The organism is Photorhabdus africana, assembly GCF_035181445.1.
Taxonomy (GTDB): Bacteria; Pseudomonadota; Gammaproteobacteria; order Enterobacterales; family Enterobacteriaceae; genus Photorhabdus; species Photorhabdus laumondii.
Genome location: NZ_JAXBVE010000054.1, coordinates 1 through 18,955 on the forward strand (window position 1 = coordinate 1; position 18,955 = coordinate 18,955).

The 18,955-nt window shown below is 49.7% G+C and carries 19 protein-coding genes and 1 pseudogene; 4 read left to right on the forward strand and 16 right to left on the reverse strand.

Going from position 1 to position 18,955, the window contains the following annotated elements; genetic code table 11:
- Positions 1-174: 174 nt before the first annotated feature.
- Positions 175-963, forward strand: a complete 789-nt coding sequence (locus SLS51_RS20440) for a hypothetical protein (RefSeq protein ID WP_323840421.1) — start codon at positions 175-177, stop codon at positions 961-963.
- 887 nt (positions 964-1,850) lie between these two features.
- On the opposite strand, the gene SLS51_RS20445 is transcribed toward SLS51_RS20440, so the two are convergent.
- The 14 genes and pseudogenes from SLS51_RS20445 to SLS51_RS20510 form a co-directional block, all read right to left on the reverse strand.
- Positions 1,851-3,350 carry a conjugal transfer protein TraG N-terminal domain-containing protein gene (locus SLS51_RS20445; RefSeq protein WP_323840422.1) on the reverse strand — a complete coding sequence of 500 codons (1,500 nt, stop codon included), beginning with the start codon at positions 3,348-3,350 and terminating at the stop codon, positions 1,851-1,853.
- Positions 3,347-3,718, reverse strand: a complete 372-nt coding sequence (locus tag SLS51_RS20450) for a hypothetical protein (RefSeq protein ID WP_323840423.1) — start codon at positions 3,716-3,718, stop codon at positions 3,347-3,349. Before SLS51_RS20450 ends, SLS51_RS20445 begins: the two co-directional genes overlap by 4 nt.
- A gap of 2 nt (positions 3,719-3,720) precedes the next feature.
- A complete protein-coding gene (locus SLS51_RS20455; protein WP_439126899.1) occupies positions 3,721-5,148 on the reverse strand; it encodes an integrating conjugative element protein in 1,428 nt (475 codons plus the stop codon).
- A 15-nt stretch (positions 5,149-5,163) separates the two neighbouring features.
- The gene (locus SLS51_RS20460) at positions 5,164-6,105 is read right to left on the reverse strand and encodes a TIGR03756 family integrating conjugative element protein (RefSeq protein WP_323840446.1); all 942 of its coding nucleotides are present in this window, start codon (positions 6,103-6,105) and stop codon (positions 5,164-5,166) included.
- A gap of 53 nt (positions 6,106-6,158) precedes the next feature.
- On the reverse strand, positions 6,159-6,569 hold the full coding sequence (locus SLS51_RS20465; RefSeq protein WP_323840424.1) for a TIGR03757 family integrating conjugative element protein: 411 nt from the start codon (positions 6,567-6,569) through the stop codon (positions 6,159-6,161).
- On the reverse strand, positions 6,566-9,448 hold the full coding sequence (locus SLS51_RS20470) for a conjugative transfer ATPase (protein WP_323840426.1): 2,883 nt from the start codon (positions 9,446-9,448) through the stop codon (positions 6,566-6,568). The genes SLS51_RS20465 and SLS51_RS20470 overlap by 4 nt, the downstream gene beginning before the upstream one ends.
- The gene (locus tag SLS51_RS20475; RefSeq protein WP_323840447.1) at positions 9,445-9,864 is read right to left on the reverse strand and encodes a TIGR03751 family conjugal transfer lipoprotein; all 420 of its coding nucleotides are present in this window, start codon (positions 9,862-9,864) and stop codon (positions 9,445-9,447) included. Before SLS51_RS20475 ends, SLS51_RS20470 begins: the two co-directional genes overlap by 4 nt.
- A 25-nt stretch (positions 9,865-9,889) precedes the next feature.
- Entirely contained in the window at positions 9,890-11,368 is a 1,479-nt protein-coding gene (locus tag SLS51_RS20480) for a TIGR03752 family integrating conjugative element protein (protein ID WP_323840427.1), read from the reverse strand.
- Positions 11,358-12,218 (reverse strand): annotated as a pseudogene (locus SLS51_RS20485) (TIGR03749 family integrating conjugative element protein). The gene SLS51_RS20480 and the pseudogene SLS51_RS20485 overlap by 11 nt, the downstream one beginning before the upstream one ends.
- A 59-nt stretch (positions 12,219-12,277) precedes the next feature.
- The gene (locus SLS51_RS20490) at positions 12,278-12,934 is read right to left on the reverse strand and encodes a PFL_4703 family integrating conjugative element protein (protein ID WP_323840429.1); all 657 of its coding nucleotides are present in this window, start codon (positions 12,932-12,934) and stop codon (positions 12,278-12,280) included.
- Entirely contained in the window at positions 12,931-13,308 is a 378-nt protein-coding gene (locus tag SLS51_RS20495) for a TIGR03750 family conjugal transfer protein (protein WP_323840430.1), read from the reverse strand. The genes SLS51_RS20490 and SLS51_RS20495 overlap by 4 nt, the downstream gene beginning before the upstream one ends.
- A gap of 17 nt (positions 13,309-13,325) precedes the next feature.
- On the reverse strand, positions 13,326-13,712 hold the full coding sequence (locus SLS51_RS20500; protein ID WP_323840431.1) for a TIGR03745 family integrating conjugative element membrane protein: 387 nt from the start codon (positions 13,710-13,712) through the stop codon (positions 13,326-13,328).
- A 40-nt stretch (positions 13,713-13,752) separates the two neighbouring features.
- Entirely contained in the window at positions 13,753-13,989 is a 237-nt protein-coding gene (locus tag SLS51_RS20505; RefSeq protein WP_011145430.1) for a TIGR03758 family integrating conjugative element protein, read from the reverse strand.
- Positions 13,986-14,312: an integrative conjugative element protein, RAQPRD family gene (locus SLS51_RS20510; RefSeq protein ID WP_323840432.1), complete on the reverse strand. Its 327-nt coding sequence runs from the start codon at positions 14,310-14,312 to the stop codon at positions 13,986-13,988. Before SLS51_RS20510 ends, SLS51_RS20505 begins: the two co-directional genes overlap by 4 nt.
- Before the next feature lie 168 nt (positions 14,313-14,480).
- On the opposite strand from SLS51_RS20510, the gene SLS51_RS20515 reads away from it, so the two are divergent.
- Genes SLS51_RS20515 through SLS51_RS20520 form a run of 3 tightly spaced genes read left to right on the forward strand, consistent with a single transcriptional unit; the run spans position 14,481 to position 15,849 of the window.
- Positions 14,481-14,663 (forward strand): hypothetical protein, encoded by a 183-nt coding sequence (locus SLS51_RS20515; RefSeq protein WP_323840433.1) that lies wholly within the window; start codon positions 14,481-14,483, stop codon positions 14,661-14,663.
- Positions 14,660-14,776, forward strand: coding sequence for a helix-turn-helix domain-containing protein (locus SLS51_RS24285; RefSeq protein ID WP_369293955.1), 117 nt, complete (start codon positions 14,660-14,662; stop codon positions 14,774-14,776). Before SLS51_RS20515 ends, SLS51_RS24285 begins: the two co-directional genes overlap by 4 nt.
- 2 nt (positions 14,777-14,778) lie before the next feature.
- The gene (locus tag SLS51_RS20520) at positions 14,779-15,849 is read left to right on the forward strand and encodes a PDDEXK nuclease domain-containing protein (RefSeq protein ID WP_323840434.1); all 1,071 of its coding nucleotides are present in this window, start codon (positions 14,779-14,781) and stop codon (positions 15,847-15,849) included.
- 209 nt (positions 15,850-16,058) lie between these two features.
- Here the strand turns inward: SLS51_RS20520 and SLS51_RS20525 are convergent, their stop codons facing one another.
- On the reverse strand, positions 16,059-16,811 hold the full coding sequence (locus SLS51_RS20525; RefSeq protein WP_369293954.1) for a TIGR03747 family integrating conjugative element membrane protein: 753 nt from the start codon (positions 16,809-16,811) through the stop codon (positions 16,059-16,061).
- On the reverse strand, positions 16,792-18,945 hold the full coding sequence (gene traD, locus SLS51_RS20530) for a type IV conjugative transfer system coupling protein TraD (protein WP_323840435.1): 2,154 nt from the start codon (positions 18,943-18,945) through the stop codon (positions 16,792-16,794). The genes SLS51_RS20525 and traD overlap by 20 nt, the downstream gene beginning before the upstream one ends.
- Between the last annotated feature and the right edge of the window lie 10 nt (positions 18,946-18,955).

An 18,955-nucleotide genomic window follows, 5' to 3' on the forward strand; every position in this document is an offset into this window, starting at 1 on the left:
ACAGGCTTCATCCGTGGTTTTGGTATTAGTTTGGCGACGATTATCAGATCATAAATGAAGCCTTTTTTCTATCTAAAATATACAGTTACTGCTTAAGAGCCTGTATATGATGGTCACTTAGCATATCAACGGCAAAAACTTATAGATAGTGGGCTTCCCCCTGCCGCTGCTGAAATGGCAATAGACAGAAACTGGATTCAACATTTCTATTTAAATACAGAAGATAACAAATTTATAAAAAGTCGTGAGGCAGTGGAAAATGCCCTTTCTTCTATCCAAGAAGAAAAAAGAAAAGTAACTCCGGATGAATTGATTGCAAAGCTTACATTTGGTGTATGGAGTAACATTTGCTCCAATCATCATAAATCTGATAAACAGGGGTCCCTTAAAATATGGCCGGAAATGATAGATTTTGCATTCCCAGGTGAAAAAGTGACTTTCAAGCATATAACCAACGACATAAAAAAACTTAATTCTCTTCGTAATAGAATCGCTCATCATGAGCCTATATGGCATAATAGGAAAAGTTTTTCCGTTGAAGGTCACATTAATACAGTACTCAATAGTTTTAAGATGTGCTTGAACTTAATTAAGTATATTAATCCCTCTAATCTCAAAACAATTGTTATTATGGAAAGTATAGAGCAAATAACCCAACTGTGTAAAAAGGAAACTATTGAGAGATTCAAACAGGCAGCCAAAGATTTTGATCAAGTACATCCAGTAGATATAGAAGCTTGGTATAATAAAAACATTGCAGAGACAAGATTGGATGGTGTAATTGTAAAGGTTGAAGGTAAAGTGGTTTCAATAAAAGCATTTAAACATCCAAGTAATCTATTTGTTCTCGATGCCCATGGAAATCATGAAAAGAATTTACCTCACGAAATAGGTATCAACGTGAATTTCGAGCCAGACAATACAAGTGGCACATGGGTTGCAAAAAATGTTAGAAGAAAATAACAACGGCCTTTTAAAGCTAAGTAAAAAGGCAGAAATATAATAACAAACTTTATATTTTACATTTAACTGAAGTAGCTAGGCTGGCCATTTTTTTGCCACATACAGAAGAAATGCTTGCCGCCGCTTGGCTATATGTACAGTAGAGGACACAAGCATAGTATGTCAAAATCTCAAACGAGAATTCAGTGATATAGTAGCTACATATATAGAAATGCTGACGACTCTAGTAATAACAATGGTGATAACAGAATTATCCAGAAGAATAATGATTTATTACATTCATCTAAATCAGTACCAAAATCAAAAACTATAAAATTAACTGACCTCATTGACAATCCTGATTCGACTGTAAATCATTATCCTAGATTCGTACTAGTATATTCAACTGAGAAGTCTCTAGATTATTTAAAGATAAGGATTTTATTTTAAATAACAATAACAAAAAAACCTTATCAAAACTATTAACAAACTTTCTTTTTATGATTCCAAGTTTATAGAACGCTACAACAAGCTGAGTGAAAAATGTAATAAAGGTTATTCGATTAAATTAAATATCTCCTGTTTCCTACAAAATTCCAGACAAAAATACTGACAGGTGTCCCTGATAGTTTCGCAAAGAAATACTCTTTTCGATGCATCAACCCGCCAGAAAGTTAAAAATATGACTACTCACCTTATTCGTTAAAAAAGCGTTATACACAGTTACACCGCTGATGTTGGTTCGCCTCCCCAGCTCACCAACCGCTTCCATTCACCCGACCCTTTGATGGGGTCAGGTGAATGAGCTTTATCAGCCGTGCAAATGTGCATAACACACAACTCGTTTTACGATTCATACCATAGACGCCGCTTAAATTTTTGGCTAACCTAACCAAGAAATAATTATGTTACCTACTTATTCTATCTCCTAATTTCCCACCCGATTTCTGAATATCAGCAGAACCATTTTTCGTTGCATTTGTTACTGCGTCACCCATTTTAATTCCCGCCCACGACAACGCTCCCATCCACAATGCTGGCAACACAATAAACATCGCTCCCATCACAAAACTCATAATGATATCGTCTGTGCTATTCTGAAAACCGGCCATATTCCAGCGGCTGTGCGTATCCGAACCATACAATGCCTCCATTAACCCGCTGTCCAACCAGCGTGCCAGTTCCCACCAAAATGTCAAAAAATTCAGCGCAAACACGACAAAGGTCAGCGTAATAACCGTCTTATATTCATAGACAGCAAATACGATAATCAGGGGCAATATGATAGTCACCGCCATCAGTATAACAGCCTGTACCATTGGTAATGCCTGGCGCATTGCATCAAACGCCGGAAATGCCGCCAGGCTTCCCAACGACACCCCGCCCAATGAGGCTATCCGGCCCACCGAATTCATCAGAGTAAAATCCGCGTTACCCCCGTAACCGGCATAGACATGTCCCCCTTGAGATGTGGTTAGGCTTTCCGGACTCACCAGACGCCGTATCACCGCTTCTTTGTATTCTGACGTCTCTTTGCCCATCAGCTTCAATGCTGCCGATAGCCGAAACCACATACCTGGCTCAACCTGAGCCATCACCCGTTTTTCCAATCCTACTTGACTGTCTGACCACCATTCTTTGCAGGTCGGATATCCCCCCTGCCCCGTATTAGCAAAACCGTCATCACGATGCGGTTTCCAGGGAAAATCCGAACGAGGCGTTTTTGACTGAAGCACATCATAATAACCCGCCCCATTCAGAAACGTTTTTGACCCTAACCATTCAATATCCCGTAATACCGCTTCATCCAAAGTTCTTCCCTCGTCCCGACGTTTCCACTGATACAATGCCAGCGCATAACAGTCATGGGTGAAATCCTGTAATATCTGAGCCAGTGCCGGATTATTAATCCGCGTATGCTGGACCTCAAAACGCAGTTGCCTCAGGTCGGGACGGCAGGGAAGAGAAGCTATTGCAGCCTGAGTGACCCCTTTGGAAATCTGATGAACCAGTATCCACCAAACCGGAGCCGCCGCCGTTTTACCGTCAAGCGACGATATCACGGACGCATAACCCGTTTCAGCCGGTTTCGGTGTCCAAGTACCACAACTTTTTGCCCGCGAGTCATCATACGTAATGGTATTCAGACTCACATTGACCAACGGCACACAGCAAACGATAATGACCAGGAAAGCACCATACAAGGTGTTTTCAATCCGGGTCACTGAGAGCATGCCCTTATTTCCTTCATCTTCCCCTTCTTCCCGGACTTTCAGCCAGATACCTATCATTTTGAATGTCAGCGGCAGCACAAATAACCCGGTGGCCAGCAACACATTCCACAAACCGTTATTCACTATCCAGCCCAGCAGGGTCAGAAAATATTCCAGATAGCTGTAAGTTGTCATGACTGATCTCCGGAGACGAAGAACATGGCATACTCACAAAACCCCACAAATCCCAGCGAAATGAGTGCCATCCGTTTCAGAGCCGCTTTCTGTGTTAACGGCAATGGGGATCGCCAAAGCTGCCACATGAAACAGGCAATCACACTGTACATGGCCAATCGCCAGGCCAGCCAGCCGTAACGGGTCGTGTACATCCAATGTTGTAAGGCATTGAACTGAGACGGATACGCCAAGCCAGCTGCGGCAACAAGTAACATGCCCCCCATCATCAACATGACGATTAACCCCCGCCTGAAATGCCGTTTCAGTCCCACTATCAACCTCTGTTTAGTGCCAGCAGGTACCCGAATTTCACTTTGCTCAGACATCATTATTGTCCTTCACGCCCTTTCGGCGACACGGACAAGGTGTGAATACGACTGTCGGTATTATCGGTGGATTGCCGTTGCAGATTCATTTCAACCCGATGTTGTTCACGCTCAAGCGTGGTCAGTGCGGTATTTTGTGCAATCGCCCGGCGCAACTCCATTTCATTCTTCAGGGCAGTAATTTCTCTGTCCAGTGTCGCAATACGACGATCACTCTCTGCCATAGCCTGCGCCTGCGCAGCGGCATTCGGTTCTGCCTGCCCGGTCATCAACATTCGCCGCATAGTGAGCGCAGTCTCAATGGTGTCTGCCATCGCTAACTCACTGGCCAACCGACTCACCAGCGCACCACTGTCCGGATCACGTTTCAGGGCCTGGACAACCCCGCGAGTCACCACTAGGCTACCCGTTTTGAGTTTTGCCAGATTGACTACAGTAAGCGCATTTTCCCCGCTGACCAGTTTCATCAATTGCTCAATGTTGGTTCTGGTCGCCTCTTCCAGCATCGGCGCAAACCCCGTCCCAGCGACACTTGCACCCGGCTGGTCTTCGGTACTACCACTAGTACACTGACGGCTGTCGGTACAGGTACGAACCGAACGATCACCTAACACCCTGACGACCGCGTCTGCGGCTTCTTCACTGTTCTTGAATTTCTGGCAAGCAGCGCCATTACATTGTGTGTGGCTGACATTGGCATGGCTATTCGCCGGCAGGTTGTTCATCATATTGAAGCCGGCTTTTGCCAGATCCCGGATAGGCTGAATCGCTTTCTGTCCTTTTCCTCCCCGTTTTTCACCTCCAATCCAATTTGAACCTTGTGTACCGTCCGCAACCTCCATTTTTTGTGTCGTGCCAACCGCATCACCGTTGCCGGTATTCACCAGCGTTTTGTATTCCTCCATCAACGCCGCTTTAGTCCATTTACTGCTATCCGAGAAATCCATCATACGCTGTGACATGTTCTGGCAACTCAGTTGTGATTTGTCAAACGCAATACCTGCCTGTAACACCCCGTTGGTTAGCATTTCATATAATCCCGGATTAGCACGCTGGATAACCATTGCCGGCAAACTGGCTACAGCCCCGGTAGCCCCTTGTATCACTTCCCCCATCAGGTTTTTAAACCCCGAAGTCAGGCCATTAAGCTGATTCCCTACCGTCGTTTTTAAATCAAAGTGACCGCACATCAGGTCACTGCTCCAACCGAGGTTTAATCCGCCCAAATGTTGCAGATGACTGCGGGTCGCCGGCTGCGATATCACTGATCCGCCACCCATGTTGTAAAACAGTTTGTCCGATACAGCCCCATTCAGGCTTTTCCCGTAACCTATCGGGCTGTCCGCAATGGCAAAACCTGCCGCCTGAACAACAGGAGTACGCATAAACGCCAGTGCTATCAATACAGGCAAAAATAATCGTTGTCTCATCCCATGATCCCAGTCTCAAAAATCGGTACTGTAGAGCAAAGTCTGTCCCCGCCGCTGACAACAACTGTAGGGTTGCCACAATGCAAAGACATAATTCCCGTCCTTTGCCGCTTCCCCGCTGTTATCCGGAAAAACAGCACAAGAGGTGCTCATTTTCGGCGCTAAACGTTGCCATTGATGATTTTGGCTACCCGTATTTTCGACTGCTTCGCCTGGCAGCCAGTAACCCTGTTTGCGGTTCCCTTGCAGGGATTGATAAACATGCCCCTGCCCGGTACGGGTGATGATGTCAGCTACCCGTTGCGCTACCACTACAGCCGCTTTATTATCATCCTGTTGTGTCACAAACCCGCTTCGCGGATAAATATTGCCCCACATATTGCCCCGCAATGAATCACCCAGTTCACGTTTACCCGGAATAAGCGCCTCAGGATAAAATGATTCCGGCACACCAGTCCGCCAAACCAAGCTGTCCAGAGTACTCAAAAAGTAAGGCATAAAAGGCGTGGCGGCACTTTTACACGCATACCCCGAAATTTTCCCGCCCATCATGGCAGTTGCCGGATGCCCAATCGCATCGGCATATTTAAAATGCAGATTGTTTTTTCGGTTGCCTGGGATTTTCAGCTGATGATTGCCACCACCCATGACTATCCCGGAAAGTGCACCGGTGACCATATTTTCCACCTCACCGACTGCCTGGCTGACCTGCGACATTTCTCTCCAGGGATTACCTCCAGGCGCGTTATAGACGGAGACCACGGCCTGAGGAATAAAATGCGCAACTTTTATCGAGGTCCGCACTTTGCACCCCCAGGGAGAACACAGCAGCCAGTAACAGAGACCTTTTATCCGCCAACTGATGCACGATACCGACGCGGCACTGGCCACAATCTGGGCCGTATTCACACTGGCAACGGCCACGGGCGCCAGAACAACCGTTAGCATCAGGACCATACCGAACTTTTTCAGCCGGGAATACCATGTTAATGACGATAAATCCGAAGATTTCATGGCTGCTTTTCCTGCTGATAGGTATCCCAAAGTAACCGGGCCTGTCTGACGTCTGTCGTACCGTACACAACATAATCATCATCAAAAACCACTGCCGGGAACTTCTTAAGGCCCAGAGTCCAGGCATTCAGTAACCCCTGGTAAGCCTGACCGATATGTCGCCCCTGTTGATGCCACGATGGAGACTGCAAAATCTGACGGACCTGTTTGACTGCCTGTTGAGGATCAGCCGATAACTGACCGAACAGTTGTGCTTGCAGCTGTTCGGCCCCATCAAGGTACACAACCCGGACACGTTGATCAGCATTGCGCGGCGGATGGCTTGTGTCGGTATATATCACCGTGCTGGCAAACACCGATACCGGCATTAACAACAGCAAAAGCGTCCAGAATACCCTGATATTCATAGCCTACACTCCTGCATGGCTAAGAGATCTTCATCACGCACATTTGCCGCTTCCCCGGATATCAGACCACGGGCACGGTCCAGCCTGCGCGCCACAACAAAGGCGGCATCCAATTCGCTGCAATGAAGCGCTTTCATAATCGCCCTGCGCTCTGCCTTTTCCTCTTTCTCCGTCATACCCAGCGCCAGATAGACACTGGGCGGCACCACCCGAAACAACGCCTCCACTTTTTTCGACAACACCACGCCTTCGGTGTAACAGCCCGGGAGTTTGCTGGCTGACAGCAACACCGATTTTTGTTCTTCAGACAGCTTTTTAAAACGCGCTATCTGTTCGATTTCATCCGGTGGCATTGTCAGACATAACCACCACTCCGCCATATTCAGCATCTTCTCCGCACTATCCGGATAGTCCGCCAAATTCTGAGTAGCCAGCCACAACCAGGCGCCCAGTTTTCGCCACATCTTGACGACTTTGGTCATATAGGGCGACAACAGCGGATTAGTGGTCAGTATATGCGCCTCATCCACCACAAAATTAATTTCCCGGTCCTCAAACTGGTCACGCTCCGCCATATTGTTGATGGTATTGACCAGAGACACCATCGCCAGCGACATCTGGGCACCATACCCTTCACGCGCCAACGTACCGAGGTCAATCAGCGTCACATCGGCTTCTGGCCAAGGGGTTCCCGGCCGATTAAACAATTCCCCCTCAAAACCACTGGTGAACATTGACATCGCCCCCGCCATCTCTTCGGCACGGGCACGACGCTGTTCGGTACACAATGATCGCCCCTGTTCATCCCGTCGGCTGTCCCGGGCAATCACAGACAATGCCTTTTGCAGATCTTCCGCTATCATCTGTCGGCCATCGTCAGCGCTCGCTTTTGCCGCCATCATGATAGCTTCGCGGATCATGCCCCGATCCGCCCGTGTCAGACGCTCTTCCTCCTTCTTCTCCCCGCCGGTGATCATCATGCGGGCCGCAATTTCCATTTCACCCAGAATATCGCGTTGCTCATCGTCCCCGTCGTCTTCAATTTCCTCTGCCGACTTTTCACCCGCCAAATCCAGCTGAGAAGATGTCATTTGAAGCAATTGGTGGGCATCAGCAAACAGCGCCAGACTGACACCACAACCCGGTTTGATGCTGATTTTGTTGACACTCAGCCCCAGACATTGACAGTAATCGGCAAACAACCCAAAACTGTTGCCCGCCTCCGCCACAAATAATCGGGGACGGTGCACCGCCATCAGCTGCGATAAACTCGCACAAAGCGTAGCCGACTTCCCCGCACCGGTCGGCCCGAACAGCAACAGATGCGCATTCTGGGTACGGTCATGTTTATTTTGCGGATCAAAGGTCAGCACATCGCCGCCCCGGTTAAAAAAGCTAAGACCCGGGTTACCGGTGCCGGTCGCCCGCCCTGTCACTGGCAACAACCCAGCCACATGCTGCACCCAAGTCAACCGGGTATACCAGTGATGCTTGTCTCGTTGCGGGTTAAAACACATCGGTAAGGCACGCAGATAACCGTTTAACGGCGCGACGTCGCATTCGGGTTTAACCGGCTGCAACCCCGAGACCAACAGGGTGGCGGCCAGTTGCTGATGCCGACGGTTCAAATCGTCAACATCAACCCCCTGTAACAGAAAGGTCAGTGCAGAACGGCACAGTTTATGTCTCAGCCCCAGATACGCCTTAGCTTCTTTTACGTCTGCACGCACTCGCCCTGATTCAGTATTTTCTCCCATTGCATTTTTTGACAATCGGTCGAAATCCCGCTCCAGTGTATCCTGCGCCTGTATGACAATGGTCAATGAAACAAGAGTACCTGACGGTAATAAATCCATCAGCGCATTGATATGTTCACCCCGGACCATTTCACCGGTCAGCGTTCCCGGTTCTGGAGGGCGACGCAGCCGTTCAACCGGTACCGCCCGATGAGCAATATTATCAAACCACCAGACACCGTTTTTCACGTCAGAACGCGGCGGGGTAAACCACAAGGTTTCCGTGAAATCATTATCCGGACGCAATTCACCCGCCTGCCAGGCCGCGTAGCGGGCCTCCCAATATAGCGTCGCTTTATCAATCCAGTCTGGAGCGGGATTGAATAACCGCAGTAACCAGTGATGAACCTGTTCGCCATCTTGTCGTTCACACAAAATGCCGGCGCTGGCCAGCGAGGCCGTCAGTCGGTTACAGACCTGATTAAGCAACGCTGCCGGTGACAGAGCATCCTTCTGGCCTGCCGGGACCCAGCGATAAACGACCATTCGGGTACGGCGTTGCTGCCCTCTCCAAGGTTGACCAGTGACCAATGTGTCGTTAAACAGCCCTTCAGGCCGGGCAATACCCCGCAAATGTCGTTCAGTCTCAGCCAGCCACGTTTCGGTAAAGGCTGTGCCCTGTGCCCAGGGCTTGATATATTGACGAAGCTGCGTCAACGATGACGACGAGTCATCTTCATCCTGACAAAAAAACTGCACCACCCAGGGAGAAATATCCTCTTCCTCCAGGCTGTCCTGCAACGCATCCTCCACCTGGTCACGGATCTCTTCCAGACGGGCAGCGGGGCGTCCTTCTGTCGAGACCGGAGAGACGGTATAAACCGCCCCGACTGACAGGCCGTCATCCAACAACAGACACTTTTCCTCGTCCAGGTATTCTGCCCAGGGCAAATAATCAATGATAGACGGTGAAGGGTTATACAGTGCCGCTTCATCAGCGTGCGTCATTTTGCCGGGCCGCTTTACAGGTTCACGCCCGGCCACGCCGACAGAAGGCGATAATATGACCGCCGGTTCACTCAGGGATGCCGAGTAGTTGTCCGCTTTACGCAGGCGGACTTTATTTAACCACGTCCACATCACAATGCCACCGTCCGCTCACCCGGCAGGGCATACTGCACCTGACTGTAAAACGAAAACACCGTGCTGTATCCCGGCACAGGCGAATTTCCCGCCACCAAATGGGGAAAGAGATACATCACCATGTCCGGATTGGGTAGCCGTGGGAAGGTTTGACTGATTTCATTTTCCTGTGTACGACTATAACTTTCAGCATAGTCAGTCGAAATTTGCTGCTCCTGTTCATTGAGCCCCCGGCGCAGCACCTGACGGGCTTCCAGTGTGATCTGTGACGACGCGACCTTTCCCTGCCACAATGCCAGCATAGTCTGATCTCCCGATGGCAACATGTCCTCTTTGGACGTGCTGCAACCGGTCAGGAGCGTCGTCACTGCAATCAGGCAAACCCAACAACCTGATTTCAATCTGACGCTGCACATACCGGCTCCACAGATATTCACTTTCTCAGTCCAGCCCATCGCTGTTCTCCTGTTCCAGGCTAAAGGGGTATTTCACCTTGCGTCCCTGTGTGTCGTAATCAATGGGGATTTGTTGGGTAATATGTACCGCCACGCTGGCTCCCGGCGGCACGTAGACGGCATCAAAGGTTTGACCGTAACGGGCTTTGACCCATTCCGACACGGCTTTAAATCCTCCGGCAGCCGCTTGCCCCAAAACCGCTTTACCGGCATCCCCGGTCAGTGATGACGTCGCGCCGCCATAACCGTTAGTCTGGGCGGTAAGCTGGCTCTGTGACAGCACATCACCGGCTGCTGTACCACCAGAAAGAGCAAATAAGGTTGACAAGTAACTGGCTGCATTGGATTTTCGTGTCCCGCTGATACACGGAATACCGTTATCGTCAGACAACCAGCCGATACCGCTGCCATGATTATCCTGAACATGATGGCTGCCATTGGTGCGATTATCCGATTTCGGTACGGTTCTGACGGTGCCGTCTGCAAAGACAAAGGTGAAAGAGGTGACATTGCCGCGTACGCAAGACAAGGTCCAGTCACCGGTAGCCGTCCCCGAAACAATCGCGCCTTCCACGTCCGGCAGTTCAATGCCGTTGGCAGTCAGGTTATCTTTACCCATCAGTATCTTAAAAGGATACGGGTCAGTGACTTTATCATTCACCGGCACCCGGCCTAATAATGCCGTCATCGCCTGGCTGCCGACCAGCGTCGTATTCTCGGGCAGAGTATAAACGGGCCGGATAGTCTCGTTTGTATTATCCTCGGTAATGGTTCGCTGATTTTTAGTCATACCGTCGTATGCCACTTTCTGACGGCGCAATGTATTGTCTTCCAGAAATGACACGGGAAAACGGGAAGTCGCTGGCTGACCGCTCATTGCAACCTGTGGGTCAGCCGGTAACACATCCTGTGGGGTAATCCAGACCAGCCTGTCTCCGTCTGAAGTCGTATTTTGGCCAGTATCGTCCAATCCTAATCCCAGCGGAATATCACGCTCAACCAGAGAGTTTTTTATATTCAAGCCCTTATTGCTTAACTGACGGGTCAACTGGTCAAGTCGGCTGAACAGCGTTTGCTGCTCCGCTTTCAATACCTGCTGTTGCTTTTCTGTTTCCTCACGGGAGCCCGCTACCGCCTGGTTAATCTGGTCAGTCATGCGCTGACTCCCGTTTCGCCATTTCTCATTGTCCGCCAGTAAGTGTGCGTTTTGTTTTTCCAGTGCCGCCTGCTGAACACGGATACTGCGCAAAGCTCCAATCAGGGTACGCAACGTGTCTTCCGGGGTATCTCCCTCAATCCCCAATGCCCGCAGCTCCCCGGAAGACAGTTCCGCCAAAGCCTGATGACTCACTGTCTGGCTGACAGGCGTCTCTGATTGCCGACAACTCTTGATCCCCACGACCAGCCCCGCAATAACAAAAGCAGGCACGACCCACTTCACCAGACCGTTTGACTTAATTTGCATGGGGATTTCCCTGTTGCTTCATGGGCGTTTTTGACCTCACCGGTTCAGGCAGAAAGGCACGGTCAGGCCGACCTTTCACCACCAAATAAACGGTAGTCGTGTCTTCCGGCGTACCTGACGGCCCCAACCAACGATGCTGAAAGGTCGCTGCTATGAATTGCCCCTGCAACCTGCGTGGATCAAGCACTACGTTCTCACGGTGGGTATTACGCACTTTCAGCGCCACCACAGTGAGGTTATCCACACCCCAGCCCCCTAACGGGGAAACTATTACCGGCGCTGAGGAATACAATGTGGTCAATCAGGTTGGTAGCGCCAATGATACCGGGTGAATGCCGGGAACAGCTTCTACTGTACGCAGCGGTGCATACAGATTCTGCGCGGCGTAACGGGTCAGGACCACCGGCAGAGGAGCCGTGTAGGACCGTTTTTGACGCCGGTCAGCTTGGCGTTCACCGGCAGGAGAGGGAGACGTTGCTGACGCATTATCCTCTTTGGCACCGTGAGGAATCTGGTAGTTGACCGTCAGCGTGGTCACATCCCCGAGGTACACTACACGAACCGGCTCAAGGGGACCTTTTCCATTTGTGGCTGCCACATCCAGCAAAATCACTTCACCACTTTCCACATCCTGAAGTTGCAGTCGGGTCTGGGTAAACGTTTCACTCGGATACAGATACACTGCGCCACCGATGCTTTGTACCCGCAATTTGCCATTCAGCGCACTCGGAAAACCGACTCGGACATTTTTATCCACAAAAACCACCCGCTCCTGTCCAACATGCAGGGCAACCGGTAGCGGGATGCGTTCCCACTTCATCAACTCCACGGCCTCTACGGGTGAAACCATCACCAGCCCGGCGAATAATAATGCGGTCAATGCCAATAACTCGACGAGTACCTGTTTTTTCACTGGAATATCCCCTTTTTCGCCGGTGCCGGCTGCGATGCTGCTTCCAGCCGTTGCGGTGTGCTGTCATAACAATCCAGTGCCAGGCCAAACGGGTTACGCTCTGCATCCCCTTGCCAACGGGTGACTTTAAGCGGGTAACGCACCAGTGCCCGTTTGACCGGCTCAGCGTGAAAATATTCATCGGCCACTAAATCTAACCGGATAACCCAGTTATCCCGGTCTTTTACCATCACATTGCTGTCACGAAAGCCCCGTTCCGGAATTTCATACACCACCCGCACGCGATCTTTTAGCTCACCCACTTGTGAGCGGTTTTGAGCATCCTGTTCCAGAAATACCTGACAGGAGGGGGTCAGATAAGGAGAAAGCGCCGCTATTTTCGCTGGATAATCGACTTCCCCGTCTTTCGGCCAGGCATTCAATTGCTGAAAAATATAAAAACCAAAGGCATAGACCTGGGAGACAGGCACTTGCCACCACAGGCGGGTACTGCCACTGCGGACATCCGGCGGCGTATAAATGGTTAACGCTCTCGGCGCCATCATCCAGCCACTCAGACTCAGTAACAACAACAAAACCAGCACACCACAGGCCGCGCGTAACGTCAGGATATGCTGGTCCCGGTTTTGAATCGCATGACGAAAACGGCTCATAACCGCCCCATTCGGGTCATTACCCGGTGACAGCGGCGCAACGACCAGCGTTGTGAGGTGATAATCAGTGACGGATCACCCAGACCCCAGCACCGCTTTTTAACCTCCAGCCGTCGATAGAGATAATGCGCCGGTTTACCGCGTTTCATCCGGGCCAGGTATTTGCCGCCAAAGGCAATCAATAACAACGGCGCAATCAGTGCCACCGTCGGTATCATCACCCAACCCGTTACCGGTGTCAGTAACAAACCAATGACCGTGCCAGCTATCAGTCCCGTTAATGCCGTCCAGCCCAGCTCTGGGGTAGTAAATCCCCGGAACACGACAGGTTCGGCGTTAAGACGGTCAGGTAAAAAACGAATAGTCTGAACCATACTGACACTTCCTGGGGTCAAAAGAGAATGGACGTTGATTTGCCCAGCAGCCAGATAACCGCCACTAACAGCACCACGCCAACCACCACAATCGCGCCAAATTTAGTCCAGGAGGCTCTGTCACTGCGAACTTCAGAAAAAGTATGGATTGCCGCGGTCGCCACATTGATAAACGCGATCGCGGCAACGACCAGCCCGCCTATCACGATGCCGTCCTGCAAGTAACCTTTGACGGTATTAAAAATACCACCGCCACTCCCGCTGGCAGGCGGTTCAACCGTTGGCAATGCCGCTGTCACGGGTTGACAAACCAGATAAGCCAGCACACTGAGTGACACTGCACAGGTATTGATACGGGCAAACAGGCGGAACAGTGACTGACATCCCCGGTTTAACAGATCCATTTCCTTTTCCCTTTTTTCCATTACAGGTTAAAAAAACCGATTAGCTGGCAAACATCCAGATAGCCATCACCAGCAACAACGCCACACGAATGACAAAACGGTTCATCGCCGCTTCACGGACCTTTTCATTGGCCCAGCCCTGCCAGACATCTACCATTCCCCATGCAGCCCAGAGAAACAGCACCGCTATCAGTAAACCGATACAGAGAAATTGCATCACATGGGGATCGAGATTGCCGGAAGCCGCCCTGAATGCATTGCGTTGTACCTCGTTCACCGGATTCGCTCCTGACGATATTGACCGGTCACATCCAGCGCAGCCGCAGAAATCCCGGGCTGGGCACGGGAGGGGGTCAGATAGCGGTTAATGCCTTCACGGACAATATTGAGGTCCCGGTTAGCACGTAGATAATCAAAATAAAAACGGTCTGCCTGACCCTCCTGAACGGCCAAAACCCGGGCACGTTCCAAACTGGCCTGCACCTGGTCAAGCTGTTTGAGTGTGGTGGCCAGCTCATCTTTTCCCCCGGCCAGCACAGGCCAACTCATTAATATCGTCAGGACAAAAAGACTATGGGAAAATAAACGGAAATAAACCATAGCATTACCCTAAATCAGCGTAGATATATACATTAACAGAGTGACGAAAAAGGGTAACGATTACAGTGAATAATTGTTTATCTGATTTTAAAAATTTTGGGTACTTGAATTTAAGGTTGAAACAGAGCTATAAACATCCTGGCTCACTTAAAATAAGCGGGTTGATAATTGATATTTTCTAATATCACCACTGAACACAACTATTACCTGCTTGAGATGGATGTAACCGTCTGGTTCTTGGACGACAGGAGCACTATCCGGTCAACAGTGGCTCAGACCGAACAGCAACAGAGACTGGAACAAACCAAAGAAGAGCGAATCGAAGCCAAGGGCGTCAGGTTCCGTCCATAAACCGACAACAGGTTTTGGTAATGAAAGATGAGGGATTTGGGACTTCTGAGATTGCCAGGCAACTGGATATTAACCGCTTCACCGTCTACAAAATACTGAAAGAAACAAGATAATCATGACATCAGAACTACAGATTTACACTTCGTTACTCACCGATGTAAAGGAACGGATCCGTGGGGGTCAGTTCAGAGCCGCTCAGTCCGTCAATGCTGAACTAATCCAGATGTACTGGGACATCGGTCATATGCTCCATGAGCGTCAGGAGCAACAGGGGTGGGGAGCGGGGATCATCCCGAAGCTGGCACGGGATATTGTTAATGAATTGCCAGAGGTCAAAGGCTTCTCAGAAAGGAACCTGAAGCGCATGCTACGTTTCTACCGGGAGTACGCCTCGCCACGAATGGAGCAACAAGGTTCCGGAAAGCCCGTATCGACAATTGTGCCACAACCTGTGGCACAATTGCCGTGGGGTCATAACATTCTGCTGATTGAGAGGATAAAGGATCAAACCGAGCGATTCTGGTATGCAGAACAGACTCAGATACAAGGATGGAGCCGAGACTCCCTGCTTCATATGATCAAAAGCAATGCCTATGCCCGGCAGGGTTCGGTTGTCAGCAACTTCAAGAACCGGTTACCCGTATCTCAATCGGAGCTGGTACAGCAGACCCTGAAGGATCCCTATGTTTTCGATTTCCTCACCCTATCGGAACCCTTCAAAGAACGTGAGCTGGAAACGGAGCTGCTCAAACACCTTGAAAAATTCCTACTTGAACTCGGCGAGGGATTTGCTTTTGTGGGGCGGCAATATCGTATTACCGTAAGCGAACAAGATTATTACATTGACCTACTTTTTTATCATCTGACTTTGAGGGCTTTCGTTGTGATCGAGCTGAAACGAGGAGAATTCAAGCCTGAACATGCCGGTAAGATGAATTTCTATTGTTCGGTGGTCGATGAAAAGCTACGACATTCCACTGATCAGCCCACCATAGGTTTGATTTTGTGCCAGACCAAAGACCGGATACTGGCCGAATATGCCTTGCGCGGTATTCAAAAACCAATTGGCGTTTCGGATTATGAGTTAACCCGTACATTGCCAGAGGACTTAAAATCCAGCTTGCCAAGCATTGAGGAATTGGAAGCAGAACTCAGTCATAATGATGAAAACACCCCTAGCAAATGAAAGGGATTTCCCCTCAATTTGGTTACTGTATCCATCTTCCGTGTCATTATGAAGAGTAACCAATGTACTGCTAAGGAAATGTTATAACCGTTGGCCTCATATTGGAGGCCATCTCTCTCAGCGACATAAAAGCATAAAATCATTCTTACTATTATTAAAGAGGTACTTGAGACGTTTTACCAACCAATCCACATCATACTGCTTTTATCTCAAAGATATTTCTTAAAAGTACTTATCATCACGGTAATAGCAACCCCTAATAGGAGAGCTGCAGGCAACAAGAGTAAATTAGTATACACAGCCGATGGCCAGGAGAGATATAACAGACAGGGTACACAAAACGCCGGTTTCACAAACCGTTTGGCATGATGATAAACAAAACTCGACTCATAAGCGGCACCATAACGCCGCAGGTCACGTCGGTTTAGTCCTTCAACGACAGCAACGCCTATAACCATCACAAACAATGGCAAAGACAACACCAGAATAGTGAGCCGGATAATAAAGGTTACGGTCACATATACCGTTGCCAGCAGGTACTTCCGCAAACTTTCCGCCAGTAATACACTCCAATCGCTCAACTCTCTCACCATTTCATAGTGGCTCCGAGCTTGTACTGTATGTTGTTGGTTAATCCAGTCCAGTGCACCACTGCCTACAAACACCCACTGATAACTCCATTTTAACCCGATACTGAGCGTAGTCGCGGGCTCTGATAACAGTAAGCTGCGGGTAAATTCTTTAGACAACCAACCGCTTTCCGTGAGCATCACTTGTTGGCTGTGCCTTTCGCCCTGTTCCGTCCAGAAAAAGGCTATCCCAAGGTATTCAACAACCAAACTAAAAAACAACGATACCAGCAAAAAGCCAATGAGCATCCATGGCAGCTCCCACAGGGCCGTTTTTAACGGGCCTGATTTTTTCGGTGGCATCTGCGGCGATTTAGCTTTCTGCTGCGTCATCGTCAGCTTCCTCATCAGGCGTCAGCACCGCTGGATTTAACATCACATTGAAGTCAACCTGACTGTCATCTGGCATTGCACTACCCGACCACCAGGATTCACTGGTACGGTAATGTTTACGCATATCATCAGCGATTTTTTGCAGACTTGCCGGCATCAGGTCATCATCATCGGCTGCTGGCAGCGGCATACGGATCTTCCATAACCGTCCCCCTTCAAGCAGAGCAAATGCCTGACCTTTCGGCAAGTTAATCACTTCGGCAGGCGTAATTAACGGCGTTCTAATCGTGCTAACCCGATCCTGGGTATTAGAGGTAAAGTGACTCCCCTGCTCTGGACTGGAAATATCGGTAATCCCGGAGACCAAAGTTTTAGTGTACACTTCCACCTCCGGCAACTGGCGGGTTAGCAGCTCAGCGGTGTTATTTTCCCTAACACGCAACATAACTAAGGTATTAAAATTTCCTGTTACCTGTGCCGCTTTAGCACTGCTGCCGATGCGTGCTTCAATATCAGACAAGGTCTGAGTGTAAGCGGTTACCTCTATCCCGGCACCGCCCCCCTTGTTAATCAGCGGAATAAATTCATCGCCCATCAGCTCATTGAATTCATCACAATGTAAGCTAATGGGGAGTTTTCTCGTTTTACCTTCTGGCAAACCGTCATCCAGACCAAATTTGTAGATATGACCCGCAACGGAAACCAAGTCTGCGAACATGGAATTGCCTACTGCCGAAGCCACTTCGGCATCCGATAAAGCGTCCAGCCCCACATAGACGATACCTTTCTTACGTATCACTTGTTGCCAGTCAAAGATGGGACGCGGATCATTCATATCCGTGTAATCTGGCGCCAGCAGTGCAGCTGTTTTCCCCGTGGTCAGCTTTTCCAGTAATGGCAACAGGGATGCCACAATTTTGTCAAAATAGGTGCGATCATAGCGAACCGCACTGCGCAACCCGTCCAGTATCGGATCGTAGAGTTTTTTCCCCGCGTCTGAGCTTAGTGCCATTTCAATCGCCCAGATTTTCACTGCATTCGTCTGCCCCTGCATATTGCGTGGCAAATCGTCTTCCGTCAGCAGACCCAGACTTTTCTCCACCAGCTCCCACAACACAGGCAGGCATTGCCTGATAATTTTTTCAGCATAAGTTTCATACAGTTCGCCAATATTGGTGACATAACGTAATATCAGGGTGTAATCTGGTCGCTGCCCCAGAGCCACCAAAGCACGAGTAACGATATTGACAAAACGCCAGGCAAACTCACGAAAAGCGGCACTGTTACCCGCCCCACTCAATTGTCCTGCTATACGAGAAGCAACTTCTGAAACCCGACCAAAACGCCCAACAGCATTGTAGCGAGCACTAATATCCGGCCAGCCCAGATGAAACACCTGGAACTCATCTTCCCGCCCGGCACGATGCGCTTCCGCCCACATGCGTTTGAGCAGGTCTGCATCCCCTTTCGGATCAAACACAATCGTGATATTACCCCGCCGGATATCCTGCGTGATGAGTAACTCTGCCAGCCGGGTCTTACCAACACGGGTTGTACCGAGGACCAACATGTGCCCGACCCGCTCACGCAAATCCATTGACACATTGACTTCATCCGGTTCAATGCCATGCAATGCTGGATTGCCTCCTACTGGCGGCAGTGGCCTCACCGGGTTCCACGGAGAATCACGTTGCGTCAGACGACATAAAGAGGGCAATGGGTACTCAAACCGCCGTTCAAATGCCCTCGCTAATTGATAATACCGGGAAGGTTGAACATAACGTTCGACTTCCGGGCGCAGGGTATCCAGAAATCGTTGTGTATGTTTTTGTTGCCAAAGAAACCCTTTCCCCAGAAACAATCTCTGATGACTGACAGGCACCTGGTGGCTGGCCATCACATAACGGGGCAATCGTCGGATATTGCGCCGGTAGTTCAGTATACGTAACCCCTGTCCGAATCGGAGACCTGATAACACGCCAAAACCTGCCGCCATGACATCACTGACCGATGGTGACAATGCCACAGCCCACGGCGCTGCGATACAGATACCGGCGGCAACCGCCGAAACAACGGCGGTATTCAGCTCAACAGCCGGCCGTAACCGCGCTTCAATCACATAACGATCACTCATCTAGCCCGCC

Coding starts and splice junctions, on each gene's coding strand:
- SLS51_RS20445 (WP_323840422.1), bottom strand. CDS start 3,350: ATGACAACTTACAGCTATCTGGAATATTTTCTGACCCTGCTGGGCTGG.
- traD (WP_323840435.1), bottom strand. CDS start 18,945: ATGAGTGATCGTTATGTGATTGAAGCGCGGTTACGGCCGGCTGTTGAG.
- SLS51_RS20465 (WP_323840424.1), bottom strand. CDS start 6,569: ATGAATATCAGGGTATTCTGGACGCTTTTGCTGTTGTTAATGCCGGTA.
- SLS51_RS20440 (WP_323840421.1), top strand. CDS start 175: ATGGCAATAGACAGAAACTGGATTCAACATTTCTATTTAAATACAGAA.
- SLS51_RS20450 (WP_323840423.1), bottom strand. CDS start 3,718: ATGTCTGAGCAAAGTGAAATTCGGGTACCTGCTGGCACTAAACAGAGG.
- SLS51_RS20495 (WP_323840430.1), bottom strand. CDS start 13,308: ATGGTTCAGACTATTCGTTTTTTACCTGACCGTCTTAACGCCGAACCT.
- SLS51_RS20475 (WP_323840447.1), bottom strand. CDS start 9,864: ATGTGCAGCGTCAGATTGAAATCAGGTTGTTGGGTTTGCCTGATTGCA.
- SLS51_RS20460 (WP_323840446.1), bottom strand. CDS start 6,105: ATGGTCCTGATGCTAACGGTTGTTCTGGCGCCCGTGGCCGTTGCCAGT.
- SLS51_RS20500 (WP_323840431.1), bottom strand. CDS start 13,712: ATGGATCTGTTAAACCGGGGATGTCAGTCACTGTTCCGCCTGTTTGCC.
- SLS51_RS20510 (WP_323840432.1), bottom strand. CDS start 14,312: ATGGTTTATTTCCGTTTATTTTCCCATAGTCTTTTTGTCCTGACGATA.
- SLS51_RS20490 (WP_323840429.1), bottom strand. CDS start 12,934: ATGAGCCGTTTTCGTCATGCGATTCAAAACCGGGACCAGCATATCCTG.
- SLS51_RS20455 (WP_439126899.1), bottom strand. CDS start 5,148: ATGAGACAACGATTATTTTTGCCTGTATTGATAGCACTGGCGTTTATG.
- SLS51_RS20520 (WP_323840434.1), top strand. CDS start 14,779: ATGACATCAGAACTACAGATTTACACTTCGTTACTCACCGATGTAAAG.
- SLS51_RS20525 (WP_369293954.1), bottom strand. CDS start 16,811: ATGACGCAGCAGAAAGCTAAATCGCCGCAGATGCCACCGAAAAAATCA.
- SLS51_RS20480 (WP_323840427.1), bottom strand. CDS start 11,368: ATGCAAATTAAGTCAAACGGTCTGGTGAAGTGGGTCGTGCCTGCTTTT.